We start from the raw sequence: 18679 nt of genomic DNA, 5'->3' as shown, positions 1-18679 counted from the left end.
ACCGGAAGTGTTGTCGAAGCTGACCGTCGCCGAGGCGAAGATCTTCCTCCGCGATCCGGGCGCGCCCGCCGTGGTGCTCGGGATCCCGCTGGCGCTGGTGCTGGTGTTCGGGCTGATGCCGGGATCGCGCGAACCGAGCGCCGAGCACGGCGGCCAGTCGTCGCTGGCCACTTTGATCGCGCCGATGGCGGTGGCGATCCTGCTCGGGATCCTCGCGCTGAACCTGTTCCCCGGCGCAATGGCCGCGCACCGGGAGAAGGGGGTGTTGAAGCGGCTGGCGGCGAGCCCGGTGCCGCCGTCGCGGCTGCTCGCCGCGCAGCTGCTGGTGAACCTCGCCATCGCCGTGGTCGCGATCGTGCTCGTCGTGGGGGTGGGCACGATCGCGCTCGGCATGGCACTGCCGAAGAACCCCGGCGGATTCGTCGCGGTCATGCTGCTGGGCGCGGTCTCGCTGTTCTCGGTGGGCACGCTGCTCGCCGCGTTCGCACCGACCGGCCGCGCGGCGAACGGGCTCGGTGCGGCCGTGTTCTTCCCGATGCTCGCGCTCGGCGGCGTCTGGGTCCCGAAGGAACAGCTGCCGCCGGTCTTGCAGCACGTCGCCGACATCCTGCCGCTCGGCGCGACGCTCGGCAGCCTGCGCGACACCGCTGCCGGACACGCGCCGCACCTGCTGCCCGTGATCGCGCTCGCGGTGGTCGCCATCGTGTGCTCGACGCTCGCCGCCCGATTCTTCCGCTGGGAGTGAGCACGATGACTGCGACACAGGAAGAGGCCGCGACGGCCCGAGCGATCGAGCCGTTCGCCCGGATGCCCGTGCTCGGCATCGCCGCGCTGATGGCGGTGCCGCTGGCGCTCACCGCGAACAACTACGGCTACTTCGGCGACGAGCTGTACTTCCTCGCCGCCGGACGGCATCCGGCCTGGGGTTACGTGGACCAGCCGCCGCTGCTGCCGCTGCTCGCCCGCGCGATGGACACGATCGCGCCGGATTCGCTGTTCGTCCTGCGGATCCCGGCGATGCTGGCGATGCTCGCCGGCGTCGTGTTCGCCGCGCTCATCGCCCGCGAGCTCGGCGGCCGCGCCCGCGCGCAGGCGATCACCGCCGCGGCCTTCGCCGCCTGCACGAATTTCGTGGCCGGCGGCCACTACCTGGCGACGTCGACCCTGGACCCGTTCCTCTGGACCGTCCTGCTCTGGCTGATCGTCCGCTGGATCCGCACCCGGAGAGACGGCCTGCTGCTGTGGGCCGGGGTCGTCACCGCGCTCGCGCTGTACGTGAAGTTCCTGATCGGCGGCTTCTGGATCGTCGCCGGGATCGCGCTGCTGATCTGCGGTCCGCGCGAACTGCTGCGCCGCCCGCTGCTGTGGGCGGGCGCGGCGATCGCCGCGCTGGCACTGGTCCCGACGCTGGTGTGGCAGGCGCAGCACGGCTGGCCGCAGCTCGGCATGGGCGCGGCGATCTCGCACGAGGTCGGCGAAAGCTGGGGCGGACGGCTCACCTGGATCCCGCAGGTGCTGCTGCTCGCCGGCGTCCCGGTGGGCATCGTGCTGCTGGGCTACGGCCTGTGGCGGCTGCTGCGTTCGCCGCGGCTCCGCTCCTACCGCTTCCTCGCCTGGACCACGCTCGCGCTCGCCGTGGTGTTCATCGCGGTGAACGGCCGCTCGTACTACATCGCGGGCATGTTCGCGCCGTGCTGGGCGGCCGCGGCGGTGGAACTGGAGAACGGGCGGGCGTCGCGGTGGTGGCGCTGGATCCCGACGTGGCCGGTCTTCGTGCTTTCCGCGCTGCTGATGCTGCCCGCCGCGCTGCCGGTGTGGCCGCATTCCTGGGTCGAGAAGAACCCGTCGCTGCCCACACCTGCCTTTTCGTTCGGCGAGGTCGGCTGGCCGGAAGGCGCGCAGTCGGTCGCCACGGCATTCCATCGCGTGCCCGACCCGGCACACACCGCGATCGTCGGCGAGACCTACTGGACCGCGAGCGCGCTCGACCGCTACGGCCCGGACCTCGGCCTGCCCGAACCGGCCAGCCCGAACCGCGGGTACGCCACGCTGGCCGTCCCGCCCGATTCGGCACGCGACGTCCTGTTCGTCGGAGCCGACCCCCGGCCGTTGCTCGGCCGCTTCGCCCATCTCGAACCGGTCGGCGCGGTCACGACCGGCAGCGCGAAGCCGAGTGTGCTCGACGGCACCCCATTGTGGCTGGCCACCGCGAGGCTGCGGCCGTGGGCGGAAATCTGGCCCGAGCTGGCGAACACCGGGACTTGACCGGCGTCACCCGCAGTAGGACGGGGGCTGGCCTCGCCCGTAGGGTGCGGGCAAGGCCAGCCCCCCGATCCGCCGACAGGGAGCAGGATGGATGCCGTGACCACGGCCACCGCACCGAGCACGCCCGGGCGCGCGCTCGCCGGGTTCGCCCGGCGGCCGGTCCTCCTGCTCGCCGCGGGGACCGCCGCCGTACTCCTCGCCACCGCCGGCCGCTACGGCTACTTCGGCGACGAGCTGTACTTCCTCGCCGCGGGCAAGCACCTCGCGTGGGGCTACGCGGACCAGCCGCCGGTGCTGCCGTGGCTCGCCTGGCTGGCGAACTCGATCGCGCCGGGCTCGCTCGTCGTGTTCCGGATCCCGGCGATCCTGGCGACCGCCGCGGGCGTGGTGTTCACCGCGCTCATCGCCCGCGAAATGGGCGGCGAACGCAAGGCGCAGACCCGCGCCGCCGCGGCGTACGCGGTCTGCGGGCAGTTCGTCGGCAGCGGCCACTACCTCGCGACGTCCACTGTGGACCCTCTGCTGTGGACGGTCGTGCTGTGGCTGCTGGTGCGCTGGATCCGCACCCGCGACGACAACCTGCTGCTGTGGCTCGGCGTCGCGACGGCGGCCGGGCTGAACGTGAAGTTCCTGATCGGCGGGTTCTGGGCAGTCACCGCGATCACCGCGCTCGTCTTCGGGCCGCGGGACCTGGTGCGCCGCCCCAAACTGTGGGCCGGCGCGGCGATCGCCGCTGTCGCGTGCGTGCCGACGTTGCTCTGGCAAGCCTCGAACGGCTGGCCGCAGCTGGGCATGGGCGACGCGGTGTCGCGCGAGGTCGAGGAAGCGGGCGGCCGGGCGATGTTCGTGCCCGCGCTGCTCGCCGGAGCCGGTCTGGTCATCGGCGCGCTGGGCGTCCTGTACGGGCTGGCGGTGCTGCTCGGCAGCGCCCGGCTGCGGGCGTACCGGTTCCTCGGCTGGACCGCGCTCGGCGTCTTCGTGATCTTCCTGATCGGCAACGGCCGGTTTTATTACGCCGCAGGCACTTTCGGCATCCTGTGGGCAGCCGCCGCGGTGCATCTGCAGGACCGGCGGCCCGCGTTGTGGTGGCGCTGGGTGCCGACGTGGCCGCTGTTCGTCCTCTCCGCGCTCTACAGCCTGCCCTACGCACTCCCGGTGTGGCCGGTGCAGTGGCTGGTCGAGCACCCGACCGCGCCGCGCCCGGCGTACGCGGCGGAGGAATACGGCTGGCCGGATCTGGCCGCGTCCGTCGCCAAGCAGTACCGCGCGCTGCCGCCGGAGGAACGGACCCGCACCGCGCTCGTCACCGGCGGGTACTGGCAAGCCGGCGCGCTCGGCCGGTACGGGCCCGATCAGGGCTTGCCCGAGGCGTACAGCGCCAGCCGCGGATTCTGGTACTTCGGCCGCCCGGGCGACAACGCCGACACCGTGCTGTTCGTCGGCCGCGAACCGGCGAAGCTGGCGGCGCACTTCCGGTCCGCGCGCGTCGTCGGCGAGGTCGGCAACCGGCTCGGCGTCCCGAACTCCAGCCAGCACCTGCCGATCTGGCTGCTCGAAGGCCGGATCGGCGGCTGGGCGCAGATCTGGCCGCAGCTGAAGGACCTCAAGGCGTGAGACTCGACGACGTCCGGGACGTCAAACTCGACTGGCGGGGTTCGATGATGCCGCCGGCCACGCCCGGCCCGAGCGATCCGCCGGTGCGATGGCACCGCTGCTTCAGCTGGGCCGAGACCGTGCTCGCCTGGGTTCTGCTGATCGTCCCGACGCTGCTCAGCGCACTGAGCGATCAGGCAGCCGAACACCGGAACACCACGCTGCTTCTCGCCGGCGGGGCCGCGGTCTGGCTGGGGCTGACGACTGTCGCGCTGCGGGGGAAGCTGCGCGACCACCCGCTCGCCGCGGTCGCGATATTCGCCGGGGTCGTCACGTTCGGCTCGATCCTCCAGTACCGGGAAGCGTACTTCCTGATCTTCATGGTCTACGGGTTCTTCGCGGCGATGCGGATGAAGCCGATGCTGGTCGCGTTTCTGGGCGTCGGCATCACGTCGCTGCTGATCAACACCATGACGCTCGGCGGGCCGCTTCACGCCCTGTCGGTTTCGCCGGGCATCTGGGGCACCGTGGTGGTCGTGCAGACCGTGGCGATCGGCGGCGGTGGCGCGCTTTTCGCCGCGGTGGGCAGGCAGAGCCAGGAACGCAAGCAGGCGCTTGAGCAGCTGGCGGCGGCCGAGGCGGAGAACCGCGGACTCCAGCGGCAGCTGCTCGCGCAGGCACGCGAGGCAGGAGTGCTCGACGAGCGGCAGCGCCTGAGCCAGGAAATCCACGACACGCTCGCGCAGGGATTCACCGGGATCATCACCCAGCTCGAAGCCGCCGCCCAAGCCCGTGCCGACGCGGCGGAATGGGAACGCCACCTCGCCGCGGCCACCCAGCTCGCGCGGGAAAACCTCACCGCCGCCCGGCGTTCGGTCGCCGCTTTGCACCCGGAACCGCTCGAAACCGCCACGCTGCCCGAAGCGCTCGCCGAGGTCGCCCGGCTGTGGAGCGAACGCACCGGCGTGCCCGCGGAATTCTCGGCCACCGGGACCGCCGTCCCGCTGCATCCGGAGCTGGAGGCCACCCTGCTGCGGGTCACCCAGGAAGCACTGTCCAATGTGGCCAAACACGCGCGGGCCAGCCGGGCCGGGATCACTCTGTCGTACCTGGGCGACGAAGTGATCCTCGACGCGCGCGACGACGGCGTCGGCTTCGACCCGGCGCATCCGCCCACGCCGCCGTCGGCCGAAGGCGGGCACGGCCTGCCCGGCATGCGGCAGCGTGCGGAGCGGCTCGCCGGCACCCTGCACGTCGAATCCGAGCCGGGCGGCGGCACCGCGATCTCGGCGCGCCTGCCCGCGATCCCGGCTGCGACACTGGATCCGACCGAGGGGGCTTCATGACCATCACGCTGCTCATCGCCGACGACCACCCGATCGTCCGGGACGGGCTGCGCGGCATCTTCACCGGCGAGCGCGGTTTCGAGGTGCTGGGCGAGGCCGCGCACGGAGACGAGGCGGTCACGCTCGCCGAGGCCCTTCGCCCGGATGTCGTCCTGATGGACCTGCGGATGCCCGGCACCGACGGCGTCGCCGCGATCACCGAACTCGCCCGCCTCGGCAACCCCGCGCGCGTGCTCGTGCTGACCACCTACGACACCGATTCCGACGTGCTGCCCGCGATCGAGGCGGGCGCGACCGGTTACCTGCTGAAGGATTCGCCGCGCGAGGAACTGTTCCGCGCCGTCCGCGCCGCCGCGCGCGGCGAGGCAGTCCTCTCCCCCGCGGTCGCGAGCCGGATCATGGGCCAGATGCGCGCACCGGCCCAGGAACCGTTGTCGCAGCGGGAAATCGAGGTGCTGAACCTCGTCGCGCGCGGGTCGACGAACAAGGAAGCGGCGAAAAAGCTGTTCATCAGCGAGGCGACGGTGAAGACACACCTGCTGCACGCGTACGCGAAGCTCGGCGTGAAGGACCGGGCGGCCGCGGTGGCGGTGGCTTTCGAACGCGGTTTGATCGGGTCCTAGCCCCGGCTCGGCCGTCGCGGTGCGGACCCGGATGGCTTCGGTCTCGTCGAGGTCCGTGAAGGGCCCGCCGACGGGGCGCACCCCGCGCACTACTGAGAAACCCCATGCCGCATTGGAGTTTTCTCAGTAGCTGCGGCGATGCGCAGCATCCGGCCGGGTCGGGTCCCGCTCGCCCGAGCCCGACCGGAGCCAGCGGCCAAGGGCGGCTTCGCGCATTGCGCCCGCGCGGGCTCTCGTCCCGGCCGCCGCAGGCCCGGCGTGCGGTGGCGAGGTCTGTGCAGGAGAAAACCGCCCGGCGCGCCGCAGCACCCCGACCAGCACCGTTACCGCGAACCCCGCCGCGCACCGCAACCACCGAGAAAACCTCAGCGGGCCGCTTTCAGCTCCACAGGACTTCGGAGCGGGATGCTGCCCGGGCGACCACTGCGGCGACGAATTCCCTCCCCGGCAACGGATCCAGCTTCCGACCGTCCCGGAGCCGAGGTGCGATCAGATCCGCGGCGGCCTCTCGCGGGCCGATCACCGCCTGGTACGGCACCAGCCGGCGGTCGCGGATGCGAGAGCCCAGACTCCCCCGGTCCGCCGCGACGACTTCGGCGCGCAACCCGGCGTCCATCGCCTCCTCCGCGACCGCTTCGGCCGCCGGAAGTTCCGCGTCACCGACCGGAAGCACCGCGACCTGCACCGGCGCCAGCCACGGCGGGAACGCGCCGCCGTGCACCTCGATCAGGTGTGCCAGCACGCGTTCCAGGCTACCGAGCACCGCGCGGTGCACCAGGACCGGCCGGTGCGCGCGGCCGTCCGGGCCGACGTATTCGAGCCCGAACCGCTTCGGCTGGTGCAGGTCGATCTGGACGGTGGACAGGGTCGATTCGCGGCCGGAACTGTCGGCGATCTGGACGTCGATCTTCGGGCCGTAGAACGCGGCTTCGCCCGGGCCGCGTTCGTACTCGATGCCCTCGAGTGCGTCGACGAGCACCTCGGCCGCGCGCTCCCACGCGTCGGCGGCACCGGCGTACTTGCCGCGGTTGTCCGGCAAGGAAAGGCGGTAGCGCGCGGGTTTCAGGCCGAGGTCCCGGTACCCGCGGCGGATCAGCGCGAGCGCACCCCGCACCTCCGCGCCGACCTGCTCGGGAAGGCAGAAGATGTGCGCGTCGTTCAGCTGGATCGCGCGCACCCGGCTGAGCCCGCCGAGGACGCCGGACAGTTCGGCGCGGTACATCCCGCCGAGTTCGGCCAGCCGCAGCGGCAGTTCGCGGTGGCTGTGCGCGCGGGACCGGTAGATCAGCGCGTGGTGCGGGCACAGGCTCGGCCGCAGCACGACCTGCTCGCCGCCGAGATCCATCGGCGGGAACATGTCGTCGCGGTAATGCGCCCAGTGGCCGGAAAGCTCGTAGAGCTCGCGTTTCCCCAGCACCGGCGACACCACGTGCCGGTAGCCGGCGCGGCGTTCGACCTCGCGGACGTACTCCTCCAGCACGTGCCGCACGGCGGCTCCGCCGGGCAGCAGATACGGCAGTCCGGCCCCGATCAGCGGGTCGCTGCCGAACAGGCCGAGTTCCCGGCCGAGTGTGCGGTGGTCAGGCATGGCGGTCTCCTCACGGAAGGCGAGGCGAGCGCACAACAGAGCCCGGGGCGCTCGCCCCGGGCTCGAAATGGCAGTGTTCAGCGCGCCGGGACGGGATCCGGCGTCGTCGTGGACGGGGCGCGCTTCATACCGCGAACGGTAACCCCGCACCCGGCGGGCCCGCACCCGGTTTTCCGGCTCAGGGCTTCCAGCCGCTTTGCCCGGCCCACTTCTCCGCGCGCACGAACGCCTCGTTGACCCAGCCCTGCTTCTCTTCCGCGTACTGCTCGACTGTGCCGTCCGCGGCATGCTTGCGCGCCAGTTCTTCCTTCACCCGCGCGTAGCTGTCGCGCTCGTCCGGATGCGCGCGGATCCAGTCGCGGAACACCAGCGCGAGCCGCCACGCCGGGGTTTCGGTGGACCGGACGTGCAGGTTGACCGGCCGCTTCGGGTCGGCGCTCTGGTGGAACCGCTTGACCCACTTCCCGTCGCCGCCCTGCGGGTCGTCCCACCATTCGCCTTCGCGGCGCGGGAAACCGGCGTCGGCGAGAGCCTCGGCGATCGCGTCCGCATCGTCCAAAGAGGACACTGTGAGCTGGAGATCGAGGATGTCCTTGGCGGGCAGCCCCGGCACCGCGGTGGACCCGATGTGGTCCGCGCGCACCAGCCGCGAACCCGCGATCTGCCGCAGCCGCGCCAGCCGGCGTTCGGCCTGCAAGGGCCAGCCCGAGTCGTACGGCGAGATCACCGGCGAGGCGGGCGGACGCGGTTTGCGCAGCCGGAGGTTCGCCTCGAACGGAATCAGCCGGTCCGCCCACAACGCGTCCACCTCGGCGAGCACAACGTCCGGCGTGCCGCCGTTGTCGAGCCAGACGTCCGCGACGGCGCGACGCTGTTCCTCCGCGGCCTGCGCCCGGATCCGCGCCCGCGCGTCGGCTTCGGGCATGCCGCGCACCTCGACGAGCCGGCGCACTCGCACCTCCACCGGCGCGTCGACCACCAGGACCAGGTGATACGCGGGCGCGAGGTCGTTCTCCACCAGCAGCGGCACGTCGTGCACCACGATCGCGTCGTCGGCCGCCCCGGCCATCAGCTCGCCGGTGCGCTGCCCGACCAGCGGATGCACGATCGAGTTCAGCCGGTTGCGCGATTCGTCGTCCGCGAACGCGCGCGCGGCGAGCGCGGGACGGTCCAGCGAACCGTCCTCCGCGAGGATTTCCTCGCCGAACGCTTCGGCCAGCGCGGCCAGCCCGGGTGTGCCCGGCTCCACGACCTCGCGCGCGATGCGGTCGGAGTCGATGACGACGGCCCCGTGTTCGGCCAGCCGGTTCGCCACCGTCGACTTCCCCGCACCGATCCCGCCCGTCAGGCCCACTCGCAGCATGGCCACACCTTACTTGTGCCGATGGCCGCTCATCCGGCCACAGCCACGGCCGAACGACGTCGCGGCAACCGTCACGTTCCCCAGCAGGGTCGGCCTACTTGTGCCGATGATCGCTCATCCGGCCACAGCCACGGCCGAACGACGTCGCGGCAACCGTCACNCGGCAACCGTCACGTTCCCCAGCAGGGTCGGCCTACTTGTGCCGATGGCCGCTCATCCGGCCACAGCCACGGCCGAACGACGTCGCGGCAACGGTCACGTGCCCCAGCAGGGTCGGCCTGCTTGTGGTCGGATGGGCAACGAGCCGCCGTCACCCGCTCAGGCGACGCCGGACCCCCTGCACGTGCAGCCGCACACGTACCCGCACACCCTCCGCGCAAACGCAAGCACATTTTCGGGCGTAGCCGAACTGATGTGGGTGACACGCCGCGCGCTTGCGCTGTTTTCGCGGGTCGAGTGCGTACCGTGCGCGGCGGAAGGGTCGCCCACACGGAGGAACAATGGCGGAGAAGCACGTCGGGAAGCACCGGCTCGGCACCCCGGGTCTGGTGCACTGCGTCTCCTATCGCCAGGTCTCGGACGCATTGGCGGAGTACCGGCGCACGTGGTTCAGCGCGCTGCTCGTGCCCGCGAAGCACAGTCTGGCCGGCCTCCGCCGTCGTGCCCGCGAAGCCGCACTGGAACGCGCCTGGGTCCCCTCGGTTTCGCTGGAACGCGCCTGACCCTCCCCGCCTGGTTTCTCCGCCGCCGCGACGAAGATCGGTGAAGGACTCCTTCACCGGCCAGCCAGGATCAGATGGCGTGGGTTTCGATCGCGATCTCGTGGCTCAGCGTGCGGTGCACCGGGCATTTGTCCGCGATGTCCAGCAATCGCGCGCGCTGGGCGTCGTCGAGGTCGCCTTCCAGGGAGATTTCCCGGGTGATCCGGCTGATCAGCCCGGCCTCGGTCTCGCAGCGTTCGCAGTCGCGGGCGTGCACCCGGTCGTGCCGGAGCCGGACGGTCGTGCGGGCCAGCGGGATTCCCTTGCGGTCGGCGTACATCCGCAGCGTCATCGACGTGCAGGCGCCGAGCGCGGACAGCAAAAGATCGTACGGCGTGGGACCGGCGTCCGCGCCGCCCGCGCCCGTCGGTTCGTCGGCGAGGAATTCGTGGCCTGCGGTCGTGACTCGCTGGGTGTAGCGGCCGCTCCCGGCATCGGTGACGACGACAGTGCCGGGTTCCGGCTGGGTCATGGGGGACGGATTCCTTCCGCTCGGCACTGCCCGCCCGCTCCGGGCGGTCGCTTGTGGACGGTCCGGGAACGACGTTCCCAAGAAGCCGTGAATATCGTATCTTCTGCTTGCGAGAAGCGGACGCGCTTGCCGCGGAGCACGGGCAAAAGGGGGTGGGAGATGGCCACCCGGCATCTCTCGACACGGCCGGCGGAGCAGCACAACCGCGGCCGGTTCCTCGACGCGGCGCTGACCGTCCTCAGCGAGCGAGGCGTCGCCGGGTTGACGGTGCGCGCGGTGGCCGAACAGGCCGGGGCGTCCACGATCACGGTGTACACGCGCTTCGGCGGCCGCACCGGCCTGCTGGACGCCTTGTACGAACGGGCTTTCGACCTGCTGGGCGAGGAACTGCGCGCCGCTCCGCAGTCCGGCGGCGACGGAATCGCCGACCTGGTCGAGGTCGCACTCGCCTACCGCCGGTTCGCACTGGAAAGCCCGGCCCGCTACGGCTTGATGTTCGAGCGTTCGGTGCACGACTACGACCCGGACCCGGCGTTGCGGTCGGGAGTGCTGCGCACCAGTTTCGCCGAGTTCGTCGCGAAGATCGACCGGGTCTGCCCGCCGGGAGTCCTCGCGCAGGAATGCGGTTATCTGCTCTGGACCTCCATGCACGGGCTGGTGAGCGTCGAGCTGACGATCCGCTCGCAAAGCCCGCTCGACGACTGGTTCCTCAGCTCCGACGAATCCGCGCACGAAACCATCTACCGCCGGGGAGTGCACGCGACGATCGACGGACTCGGCCTGCGCACCTGACCCGCGCACGGCACGGGCAACAGCTCGGCCCGGTGTTCGAGCCTTCCGTGCACGACTACGACCCGGACCCGGCGTTGCGGTCGGGGGGTGCCGCGCACGAGTTCGTCGCGAGAACCGACCGGGTCTGCCCGCCCGACGTCCTCGCACAGCCGCGCGGCGAGCCGCCCCGGTTGCGCGGCCGACCAGCGCGAAAAGACCCGGAAAACAGTTCGGCCCCGGTCCAGGTGGACCGGGGCCGAACGTGTCAGAGACTCAGCGAGTCAGTCGCTCACGCGCCGCCCGACAGCTTCTCGCGCAGAGCCGCGAGCTGCTCGTCGCTGGCGAGCGTGCCGCCGCTCTTCGCCTCGACCGGGGCGGACGAGGTGTAGCTCTGGTCGCCGCCCTCGATGCCGGTGGCAGCGTCGGCAGCGGCTTCGGCGTCGGCCTCGGCGGCCTTCTTGACCTGGGCCATGTGCGCCTCGTAGCGCGTGTGGGCCTCGGCGTACTGCCGCNCTGCCGCTCCCACTCCTCGCGCTGCTTGTCGAAGCCTTCCTGCCACTCCTGCGTGTCCGGGTCGAAGCCTTCGGGGTAGATGTAGTTGCCCTCGGCGTCGTACTCGGCGGCCATGCCGTACTGGGTGGGGTCGAACTCGGTCTCCGGCGTGACGCCCTCGTTCGCCTGCTTCAGCGACAGCGAGATGCGACGGCGCTCGAGGTCGATGTCGATGACCTTGACCATGACGTCGCCGTTGACCTGCACGACCTGCTCCGGGATCTCCACGTGGCGCTCGGCCAGCTCGGAGATGTGCACCAGGCCCTCGATGCCCTCCTCGACGCGGACGAACGCGCCGAACGGGACGAGCTTGGTGACCTTGCCCGGCACGATCTGGCCGATCGCGTGGGTGCGGGCGAACTGGCGCCACGGGTCTTCCTGGGTCGCCTTCAGCGACAGCGAGACGCGCTCGCGGTCCATGTCGACGTCCAGGACCTCGACCGTGACCTCCTGGCCGACCTCGACGACCTCGGACGGGTGGTCGATGTGCTTCCAGGACAGCTCGGAGACGTGCACCAGGCCGTCGACGCCGCCCAGGTCCACGAAGGCGCCGAAGTTGACGATGGAGGACACGACGCCCTTGCGGACCTGGCCCTTGGCGAGCGCGTTGAGGAACTCGCTGCGCACCTCGGACTGGGTCTGCTCCAGGTAGGCGCGCCGCGACAGGACCACGTTGTTGCGGTTCTTGTCCAGCTCGATGATCTTCGCCTCGAGCTCGCGGCCCACGTAGGGCTGCAGGTCGCGCACGCGGCGCATCTCGACCAGCGACGCGGGCAGGAAGCCGCGCAGGCCGATGTCCAGGATGAGGCCGCCCTTGACGACCTCGATGACGGTGCCCTTGACGGGCTCGTCCTTCTCCTTGAGCTCCTCGATCGTGCCCCAGGCGCGCTCGTACTGGGCGCGCTTCTTGGACAGGATCAGACGGCCTTCCTTGTCCTCCTTCTGGAGGACAAGGGCTTCGACCTCATCGCCGACGGCGACAACCTCGGCCGGGTCGACATCGTGCTTGATGGACAGCTCGCGCGAGGGGATGACGCCCTCGGTCTTGTACCCGATGTCGAGCAGGACCTCGTCGCGGTCGACCTTGACGATGGTGCCCTCGACGATGTCCCCATCGTTGAAGTACTTGATCGTCTTGTCGATAGCCGCGAGGAAGTCTTCCTCCGACCCGATGTCGTTGATGGCGACCTGCGGGGCCCCGGTCGGGGCGGTCGGGGCGGTGGCGGTGTCGGTGGTCATTAGGCGGGTTGCTCCGGTGGATGGGTGTCGTAGGTGGACGTGAAGTTGGCTACCGGCGGTGCACGCGGCGGGCCCCGCAACTGGCATGCGACGACCCTGCTCAAACGTCCGGTGACCAAACGTTCCACCAGTGAACGACCGCGGCATGACCCGCTGACGATGCGCGGCCCCGGTGGGTAGTCACCCAGGCAGCGCGAACCCCACTGCGCTAACACGTATCGTACGCGGGCCTGTCCGGGGGACACAATCAGGGTCGCCCTCGGCTCCCGGTACCTTCTTCGCAACGTTTCCGCCGGTCCGGGCATTCCCCGCGCCCAGCCGGCCGCACCCGGGAGAGGAGACCCGCATGCCCGAGCCCGCCGCGGCACCGGCGGCCCTGTCCGGCGACCGCCACGCGAGTGCAGAGGAACGGCTCGGCACCGTCGGCGTCGCCCATCGCGAAGTCGGCGGAAACGAAGCGGAAGCGGCGAATCTGGCCTGGTGGGACGCGGATGCCGACGACTACCAGGCCACCCACGGCGGATTCCTCGGCGACGCCGATTTCGTCTGGTGCCCGGAGGGCGTGCGCGAAGAGGACGCGCGACTGCTCGGCGACGTGCGCGGCAAGCGAGTGCTCGAAGTCGGCTGCGGACAGGCCGCGTGCTCGCGCTGGCTCGCGGCCGCCGGAGCCGAACCCGTCGCCACCGACCTGTCCGGCGGCATGCTCCGCCACGCCCGCGAAGGGAACGCCCGCACCGGCGCGGCGGTCCCCCTCGTGCAGGCGAACGCCGAGCGGCTTCCGTTCGCCGCGGCGAGCTTCGACATCGCGTGCTCCGCGTTCGGCGCGCTCCCCTTCGTGCCGTCGCTGGAGACCGTGTTCGGCGAAGTGCGCCGGGTGCTGCGCCCCGGCGCGCCATGGGTGTTCTCGGTGACCCACCCGATGCGGTGGATCTTCCCGGACGATCCCGGGCCGCAGGGGCTCACCGCGACCCAGCCCTACTTCGACCGCACGCCATACGTCGAGGTGGACGACGACGGCACGGCGACGTACGTCGAATACCACCGCACGCTCGGGGACTACGTGCGCGCGCTCGCCTCCGAAGGCTTCGCGCTGGAAGACCTCGTCGAGCCGGAATGGCCGCAGGGCCACACCCGCGCCTGGGGCCAGTGGAGCCCGCTGCGCGGCAGGCTGTTCCCCGGCACCGCCATCTTCCGCACGCGCCGCGACTGACCGGCTACGCTGCGGCAGTGAGCTCCGCAGGCCGATTCGCCGAACTCGACCCGCTCCTGCCGCCGCCCGTCCCGCTCGCGAGCGGCGACCGGCTGCGCGCGGTGACCGCGTCGGGCACGCAGGTTTCCGCGATGCTCCAGCGCTACCGGCACGGTCCGGGCGACGTTCCCCTGCTGTGGTCGGCGGCCGAGGTGTGGCAGCTGTTCCCGGATCCGGAAACGGCAGGCACCGAAGCGTTCGACGCGCTGCTCGGCGCACTGCGGTCCCAAGTGGACACCGAAGCGCCGGGCACCGATTCGGCGTGCGTCGTCACCTGGCCGAGCCGCGACGCCGAGGCCATCCGGGCCTTTCTCGACCACGGGCTGGTCCCGTTGTCCGCATTGGCCGTTCGCCCCGCCGTCGCACCGGAAGACACCGCCGCCGACGCGTCGATCCGCCTCGCCGGACCGGACGACTACCCCGCGGCGCTGGCCTTGTGCACGGCGACCTTCGACTACACCGGCCTGGTCGCGCACCGGAAACGCGAACAGACCGCGGAACTGCTCGGCCCGGCGCTGCGCCGCGCGCTCGGCGAGAAGGCGACCTGGCTCGCCGAGGCCGACGGCGAGGTGGCGGCGCTCGCGCAATGCGACTGGGTCGAATCCATGCCCGGGAACGAGGCCGCCGAACTGCTGCCGACCGGCCGGTGGGGGTACGTGAACAACGTCGTCACCGCCCCGGGCAGCCGCGGCCGCGGGATCGGCCGCGCACTGATGGCCCGCGCACACCGCGAACTGCTGAACCAGGGCGCGACCGGCACCTACCTCTACTACAACCCGACCAATCCCCTGTCGTCGGTGTTCTGGCACCGGCAGGGCTACCGGCCGCTGTGGACGTCCTGGGAAGCGCACCCTGCGTGGGCCCTGCGCTGAGCTCGCCGCTCTTTGGTGTGACGTCCGGCGAGCCGCCTTGCCGACGCCTCCAGGTCAGGTCTAACTTTTGAACTGACTAGTCAGTTCAAAATCCGTGGAGTGTGTCCTGTGCAGGTCCGTGCCGACCGGGTGTCCCTGAAGGGCCCCCACGGCCCCTTGTTGCCGCCTACCTCGCTCACCGTCGAGGAGGGCTGCCTCACCGTCGTGCACGGCGAACCGGGCGTCGGCATCACCGCGCTGGTGCTGGCGCTGGCCGGACGGCTGAAGCCGACCACCGGCACCGTGACCGCCGAACCGGAGGGCGACCTGCGGCGGCTCGTGGCCGTCGTGGACTCGCCGGGGGTCAGCGAGCCGGACGAGGCCTTGTCGCTGCGCGTCGTCACCGGCGAAGAACTGGCGCTCGCACACCGTCCTTCCAGCAAGGATGCTGTCACAGCTTGGCTCTCCCAGCACGACGCGGCTCCGTATGCCGACAGCCGGTTCGAGAACCTCGAACCGGCGTTGCGCATCCGGCTGCTCACCGCGCTGGCCGCCGAACGCGACGGGGTGCGCGTGCTCGTCCTCGACACGCCCGACCGGCACACCAGCGACGTCGAGACCTGGACCGCGGTCGCGAAGGAGCACGCCGCGCGCGGGTTCGCGGTGGCCGTGCTCGCCGCGACGACGCCGGAGCCGGCGCTTCCGTTCCCGCCCGCCAAGGTCGGCGAGGCCGAGCAGCCGGACCCGGTCCGGCTGTACGCCCCGCCGGAACCCACCGAAGCCGAGCAGACCAAGCAGCTCCCGGAAACCGCCGAACTGACCGCCGAAACCGAGAACTCCGAGGGAGACCGGGCATGACCACCCCCCACAAGCGGGCCGGCGGACTGAACGCGTTCCGGATCGCGCTGAACGAGCTGCGCAGGCTCTCCACCGGGACGCTGCCGAAGCTCGCCATGTTCGCGCTCGTGATGGTGCCGCTGCTGTACGCGTCGTTCTACCTCTACGCGAACTACGACCCGTACGGCCGTCTCGACAAGCTGCCCGCCGCCGTGTTCACCGAGGACGCGGGCGCGAAGGACTCCAACGGGGCCGAGCGCAACGTCGGCCGCGAGGTCACCGACGAACTGGTGAAGTCCGGCACCTTCCAGTGGCACCAAGTGTCCGAAAAGGACGCTCGGGACGGCGTGCGGGACGACAAGTACTCCTTCGCCATCGGCATCCCGCACGACTTCTCGAAGGCGCTGCTGTCGTCCGGAAATTTCGAGCCGCAGCAGGCGACCATCACGCTGACCACCAACGACGCCAACAACTATCTGTCCGGCACCATCGCGAAACAGGTGGCCGACCAGGTCCGCAAGACGATCGCGGAGAAGGTGGGCAGCGAGGCGGCGGACAAGTTCCTCGTCGGCTTCTCCACCATCTACGGCAAGATCTCCGAGGCCACCGACGGTGCCAAGCAGCTTGCCGACGGAGCGGGGAAACTCCAGACCGGGCAACATCAACTGGCCGACGGAGCGAGCCAGCTCGCGACCGGTTCGGCCAGCCTCGCCACCGGATTGGGCACGCTCGCATCGAGCACCGCGCAGCTGCCGAGCCAGACGCAGAAGCTCGCCGACGGCGCGGGCCAGGTGGCCGACGGCAACCAGAAGGTCGCGGACGCCTCGTCGCTGGCCGCGTCCGCGTCGAGCGACCTGCAAAGCCGTCTCGACAGTTACCGCTCCCAGCTGAACACGCAACTGCACGACGCCGGGCTCTCCGACAGCCAGGTCAACGACATCCTCTCCCGCCTCGACCAGCTTCGTTCCCCGGTCAACGAGGCGAACGGGAAGATCCAGTCCGCGAACGGAGACCTGCAGAAGCTCTCCAGCGGCGCCCGGCAGGTGTCCGACGGGGCGCATCAGCTCGCGTCGGCCTCGCCGCAGCTGGCCAGCGGGATCGCGCAGGCGTCCGACGGCGCGAAGCAGCTGCGCGACGGCGCGGCGAAGCTCAACGACGGCGAGAAGACCGCGGTCACCGGCACCGACCAGCTCGCCGACGGTTCGGTGAAGCTGCGCGACGGACTGGCCGCCGGACTGAAGCAGATCCCGAACCCGGACGACCCGACCCGGACCGCCACCGCGAACACGATCGCCGACCCGGTCGCGGTCACGTCGAACGGCGTCGCGTCCGCGGGCACCTACGGGGCCGGGCTCGCGCCGTTCTTCATCTCGCTGGCCACCTGGATCGGCGCGTTCGTGCTGTTCCTGCTGATCCGCCCGCTGTCGAAGCGCGCGCTCACCGCCGGGGCGTCCCCGCTGCGGGTCGCGCTCGGCGGCTGGATGTCCTCGGCCGTGCTGGGGCTGGGGCAGGTGATCGTGCTGTTCGCCGCGGTGACCTGGCTGGTCGGCATCCACGTGGCGCATCCGCTGGGCGCGATCGGCTTCGCCTGCCTGGTGTCGCTGGCCTTCACCTCGATCGTGCACGCGCTGAACGCGCTCTTCGGCGCGGTCGGCAAGTTCCTCGGGCTCGTGCTGCTGGTGCTGCAGCTGGTGAGCGCGGGCGGCACGTTCCCGTGGCAGACGATCCCGGACGCGCTCTATCCGCTGCACATCGTGCTGCCCATGGGCTACGCCATCGACGGCTTCCGGCACCTGCTGTATTCCGGCGCTTCGCTGCAGATCCTCGGTGACGTAGGGGTGCTGGCCGCCTACCTCGTCGGCGGGATCCTGCTGTCCACTCTCGCGGCGCGCAAACACCGGGTGTGGTCGGTGTCGGCACTCAAGCCCGAGCTGAGCCTGTGAGAGAAACGACCAAACGGAAGCTCTTCGAGGCCACCTTGCGGCTCTCGGCCAGCCGCGGGCTGGTCGGGCTGACGGTGGACGACATCGCGGCTGAGGCCGGGGTCGCCAAGGGCACCGTTTATTACAACTTCGGGTCCAAGGACGGGCTGGTCGACGCGCTGCTGCGGTTCGGCGTGGATCTGCTCGCCGGGCGGTTGCGGGCGGCGGGGTCGGATGACGATCCGCTGGCGGTGATCGAGGCCCAGGTGGATACGACGCTGGAGTTCATCGCGGAGTATCCCGGGTTTTCGCAGATCGTGGTCAGCGAGTTGTGGCATACGCCCGGGCGGTGGCATGACACGTTGGCGTTGCTGCGGGAGGAACTGATCGCTGTCGTGAAGGCGCAGCTGGAGCGATTGGACGCGGCTGGGCGGTTGCCCGCCGGGTTGGATATCGCTACTGCTGCGGCCGGGTTGTTCGGGACGATGCTCGTGGTGGCGCTGGATTGGCAGGTGTTCCATCCCGCGCGGGACCGGGCGGACGTGCTCGGGTCGGTGATGTTGTTGATTCGCGGGGTCAAGAGGTGACGTGGCGGGGCCCGGCTTTCCGCGCCGGGCCCCTGGGGGTCAGTGGCAGTTCGCGCAGCAGCCGCAGCCCTTGCCGGTGCAGGCGGAGCAGCATCCGTGCCGCAGGACGGTCTGGAACAGGCGTTTGATCATTGCTCGGTCCTTCCGGGTCGGTCGTTCCCGCGTGAGTCACGCTAAGTGGGGTCGCGGTCACGGGGGTACCGCTGACCGGGCAAGCGGGCGGGTGAATCCCGGATGGTGGTCGTCTCGGCTCGTCGCCTGACGGCGACATCGCGCCTGGCGCTCGTGAGACAACGCCTGCGGTTTCCGGGCCGTGAGGGGAACCCTGCGGGAACCTGACTCCCGCAGGGTTCCCCTCACGCGCTTGGTCCGCGTGGCGGCCTGGCCGAGTTCGCCGTCGGTTCCGTTGGCCGCGCCGGTGCGCGTTCGCTTGCCCGCGTGTGCGGCCGATTGCCTCGCCCCGCCCGCCGAATCGCGAGCGGCCTGCCGGAGTCCTTCGCCCGCCGCGCCAGCTCCCGCTCGCGCCCGGATGGCACCGCCGATCGGTTCGCGTGCTCCGCCGATTCGCGGCCGCCTGGCCGGATTCCGTCGCCCGCTCCCCGAATCCGGTTCCCGCCGCGAAACCGCTGCGCGGGAGTACCCGGGACCGGTCGCGGACCG

The 18679-nt window shown here is 71.1% G+C and carries 15 protein-coding genes and 1 pseudogene; 12 read left to right on the top strand and 4 right to left on the bottom strand.

What is annotated here, in order from left to right; translation table 11 throughout:
• Positions 1-7 precede the first annotated feature (7 nt).
• The 5 genes from A4R44_RS19000 (at position 8) to A4R44_RS18980 (ending at position 5827) form a co-directional block, all read left to right on the top strand.
• Positions 8-745, top strand: a complete 738-nt coding sequence (locus A4R44_RS19000; RefSeq protein WP_067582055.1) for an ABC transporter permease — start codon at positions 8-10, stop codon at positions 743-745.
• Positions 746-750: 5 nt separating this feature from the next.
• Positions 751-2265 carry a glycosyltransferase family 39 protein gene (locus A4R44_RS18995; RefSeq protein ID WP_067582394.1) on the top strand — a complete coding sequence of 505 codons (1515 nt, stop codon included), beginning with the start codon at positions 751-753 and terminating at the stop codon, positions 2263-2265.
• Between the two features lie 96 nt (positions 2266-2361).
• Positions 2362-3879: an ArnT family glycosyltransferase gene (locus tag A4R44_RS18990; RefSeq protein ID WP_369805907.1), complete on the top strand. Its 1518-nt coding sequence runs from the start codon at positions 2362-2364 to the stop codon at positions 3877-3879.
• Positions 3876-5204 carry a sensor histidine kinase gene (locus tag A4R44_RS18985; RefSeq protein ID WP_232791665.1) on the top strand — a complete coding sequence of 443 codons (1329 nt, stop codon included), beginning with the start codon at positions 3876-3878 and terminating at the stop codon, positions 5202-5204. The genes A4R44_RS18990 and A4R44_RS18985 overlap by 4 nt, the downstream gene beginning before the upstream one ends.
• A complete protein-coding gene (locus tag A4R44_RS18980) occupies positions 5201-5827 on the top strand; it encodes a response regulator transcription factor (protein ID WP_067582048.1) in 627 nt (208 codons plus the stop codon). The genes A4R44_RS18985 and A4R44_RS18980 overlap by 4 nt, the downstream gene beginning before the upstream one ends.
• Positions 5828-6206: 379 nt before the next feature.
• Here A4R44_RS18980 and thrS read toward each other — a convergent pair whose 3' ends face one another.
• Positions 6207-7703, bottom strand: coding sequence for a threonine--tRNA ligase (thrS, locus tag A4R44_RS18975; RefSeq protein WP_255366134.1), 1497 nt, complete (start codon positions 7701-7703; stop codon positions 6207-6209).
• A complete protein-coding gene (gene coaE, locus A4R44_RS18970) occupies positions 7594-8778 on the bottom strand; it encodes a dephospho-CoA kinase (RefSeq protein WP_067582039.1) in 1185 nt (394 codons plus the stop codon). Before coaE ends, thrS begins: the two co-directional genes overlap by 110 nt.
• Positions 8779-9278: 500 nt before the next feature.
• Here coaE and A4R44_RS18965 point away from each other — a divergent pair, with 500 nt between their 5' ends.
• Complete coding sequence (locus A4R44_RS18965) at positions 9279-9500, top strand: hypothetical protein (RefSeq protein ID WP_037818102.1); 222 nt, start codon at positions 9279-9281, stop codon at positions 9498-9500.
• Positions 9501-9570: 70 nt separating this feature from the next.
• Here the strand turns inward: A4R44_RS18965 and A4R44_RS18960 are convergent, their stop codons facing one another.
• The gene (locus tag A4R44_RS18960; RefSeq protein ID WP_067582036.1) at positions 9571-10011 is read right to left on the bottom strand and encodes an OsmC family protein; all 441 of its coding nucleotides are present in this window, start codon (positions 10009-10011) and stop codon (positions 9571-9573) included.
• A 159-nt stretch (positions 10012-10170) separates the two neighbouring features.
• On the opposite strand from A4R44_RS18960, the gene A4R44_RS18955 reads away from it, so the two are divergent.
• Positions 10171-10803 carry a TetR/AcrR family transcriptional regulator gene (locus A4R44_RS18955; protein WP_067582033.1) on the top strand — a complete coding sequence of 211 codons (633 nt, stop codon included), beginning with the start codon at positions 10171-10173 and terminating at the stop codon, positions 10801-10803.
• A 268-nt stretch (positions 10804-11071) separates the two neighbouring features.
• Here A4R44_RS18955 and rpsA read toward each other — a convergent pair.
• Positions 11072-12573: pseudogene (gene rpsA / locus A4R44_RS18950) on the bottom strand (30S ribosomal protein S1).
• 346 nt (positions 12574-12919) lie between these two features.
• Here rpsA and A4R44_RS18945 point away from each other — a divergent pair.
• From A4R44_RS18945 to A4R44_RS18925, 5 genes are all read left to right on the top strand, one after another.
• Positions 12920-13783: a class I SAM-dependent methyltransferase gene (locus A4R44_RS18945; protein WP_067582029.1), complete on the top strand. Its 864-nt coding sequence runs from the start codon at positions 12920-12922 to the stop codon at positions 13781-13783.
• A gap of 17 nt (positions 13784-13800) precedes the next feature.
• A complete protein-coding gene (locus A4R44_RS18940; protein WP_232791664.1) occupies positions 13801-14694 on the top strand; it encodes a GNAT family N-acetyltransferase in 894 nt (297 codons plus the stop codon).
• A 108-nt stretch (positions 14695-14802) separates the two neighbouring features.
• Positions 14803-15531, top strand: a complete 729-nt coding sequence (locus tag A4R44_RS18935; protein ID WP_067582026.1) for an ABC transporter ATP-binding protein — start codon at positions 14803-14805, stop codon at positions 15529-15531.
• A gap of 26 nt (positions 15532-15557) precedes the next feature.
• Positions 15558-17453 carry a YhgE/Pip domain-containing protein gene (locus A4R44_RS18930; protein ID WP_095213447.1) on the top strand — a complete coding sequence of 632 codons (1896 nt, stop codon included), beginning with the start codon at positions 15558-15560 and terminating at the stop codon, positions 17451-17453.
• Entirely contained in the window at positions 17450-18019 is a 570-nt protein-coding gene (locus A4R44_RS18925; RefSeq protein ID WP_067582020.1) for a TetR/AcrR family transcriptional regulator, read from the top strand. Before A4R44_RS18930 ends, A4R44_RS18925 begins: the two co-directional genes overlap by 4 nt.
• The last annotated feature ends 660 nt before the right edge of the window (positions 18020-18679 follow it).

The organism is Amycolatopsis sp. M39, from assembly GCF_001651785.1.
Classification (GTDB): domain Bacteria; phylum Actinomycetota; class Actinomycetes; order Mycobacteriales; family Pseudonocardiaceae; genus Amycolatopsis; species Amycolatopsis rubida.
The sequence above is the reverse complement of the archived record's forward strand: the minus strand, read 5'-3'. Positions and strand labels throughout refer to the sequence as shown.

Bases quoted from the DNA above. Each gene is read 5' to 3' on its own strand.
- coaE (WP_067582039.1), bottom strand. From the start codon at position 8,778: ATGCTGCGAGTGGGCCTGACGGGCGGGATCGGTGCGGGGAAGTCGACG.
- A4R44_RS18955 (WP_067582033.1), top strand. From the start codon at position 10,171: ATGGCCACCCGGCATCTCTCGACACGGCCGGCGGAGCAGCACAACCGC.
- A4R44_RS18995 (WP_067582394.1), top strand. From the start codon at position 751: ATGACTGCGACACAGGAAGAGGCCGCGACGGCCCGAGCGATCGAGCCG.
- A4R44_RS18980 (WP_067582048.1), top strand. From the start codon at position 5,201: ATGACCATCACGCTGCTCATCGCCGACGACCACCCGATCGTCCGGGAC.
- A4R44_RS18945 (WP_067582029.1), top strand. From the start codon at position 12,920: ATGCCCGAGCCCGCCGCGGCACCGGCGGCCCTGTCCGGCGACCGCCAC.
- A4R44_RS18965 (WP_037818102.1), top strand. From the start codon at position 9,279: ATGGCGGAGAAGCACGTCGGGAAGCACCGGCTCGGCACCCCGGGTCTG.
- A4R44_RS18960 (WP_067582036.1), bottom strand. From the start codon at position 10,011: ATGACCCAGCCGGAACCCGGCACTGTCGTCGTCACCGATGCCGGGAGC.
- thrS (WP_255366134.1), bottom strand. From the start codon at position 7,703: ATGCCGCGGACGGCACAGTCGAGCAGTACGCGGAAGAGAAGCAGGGCT.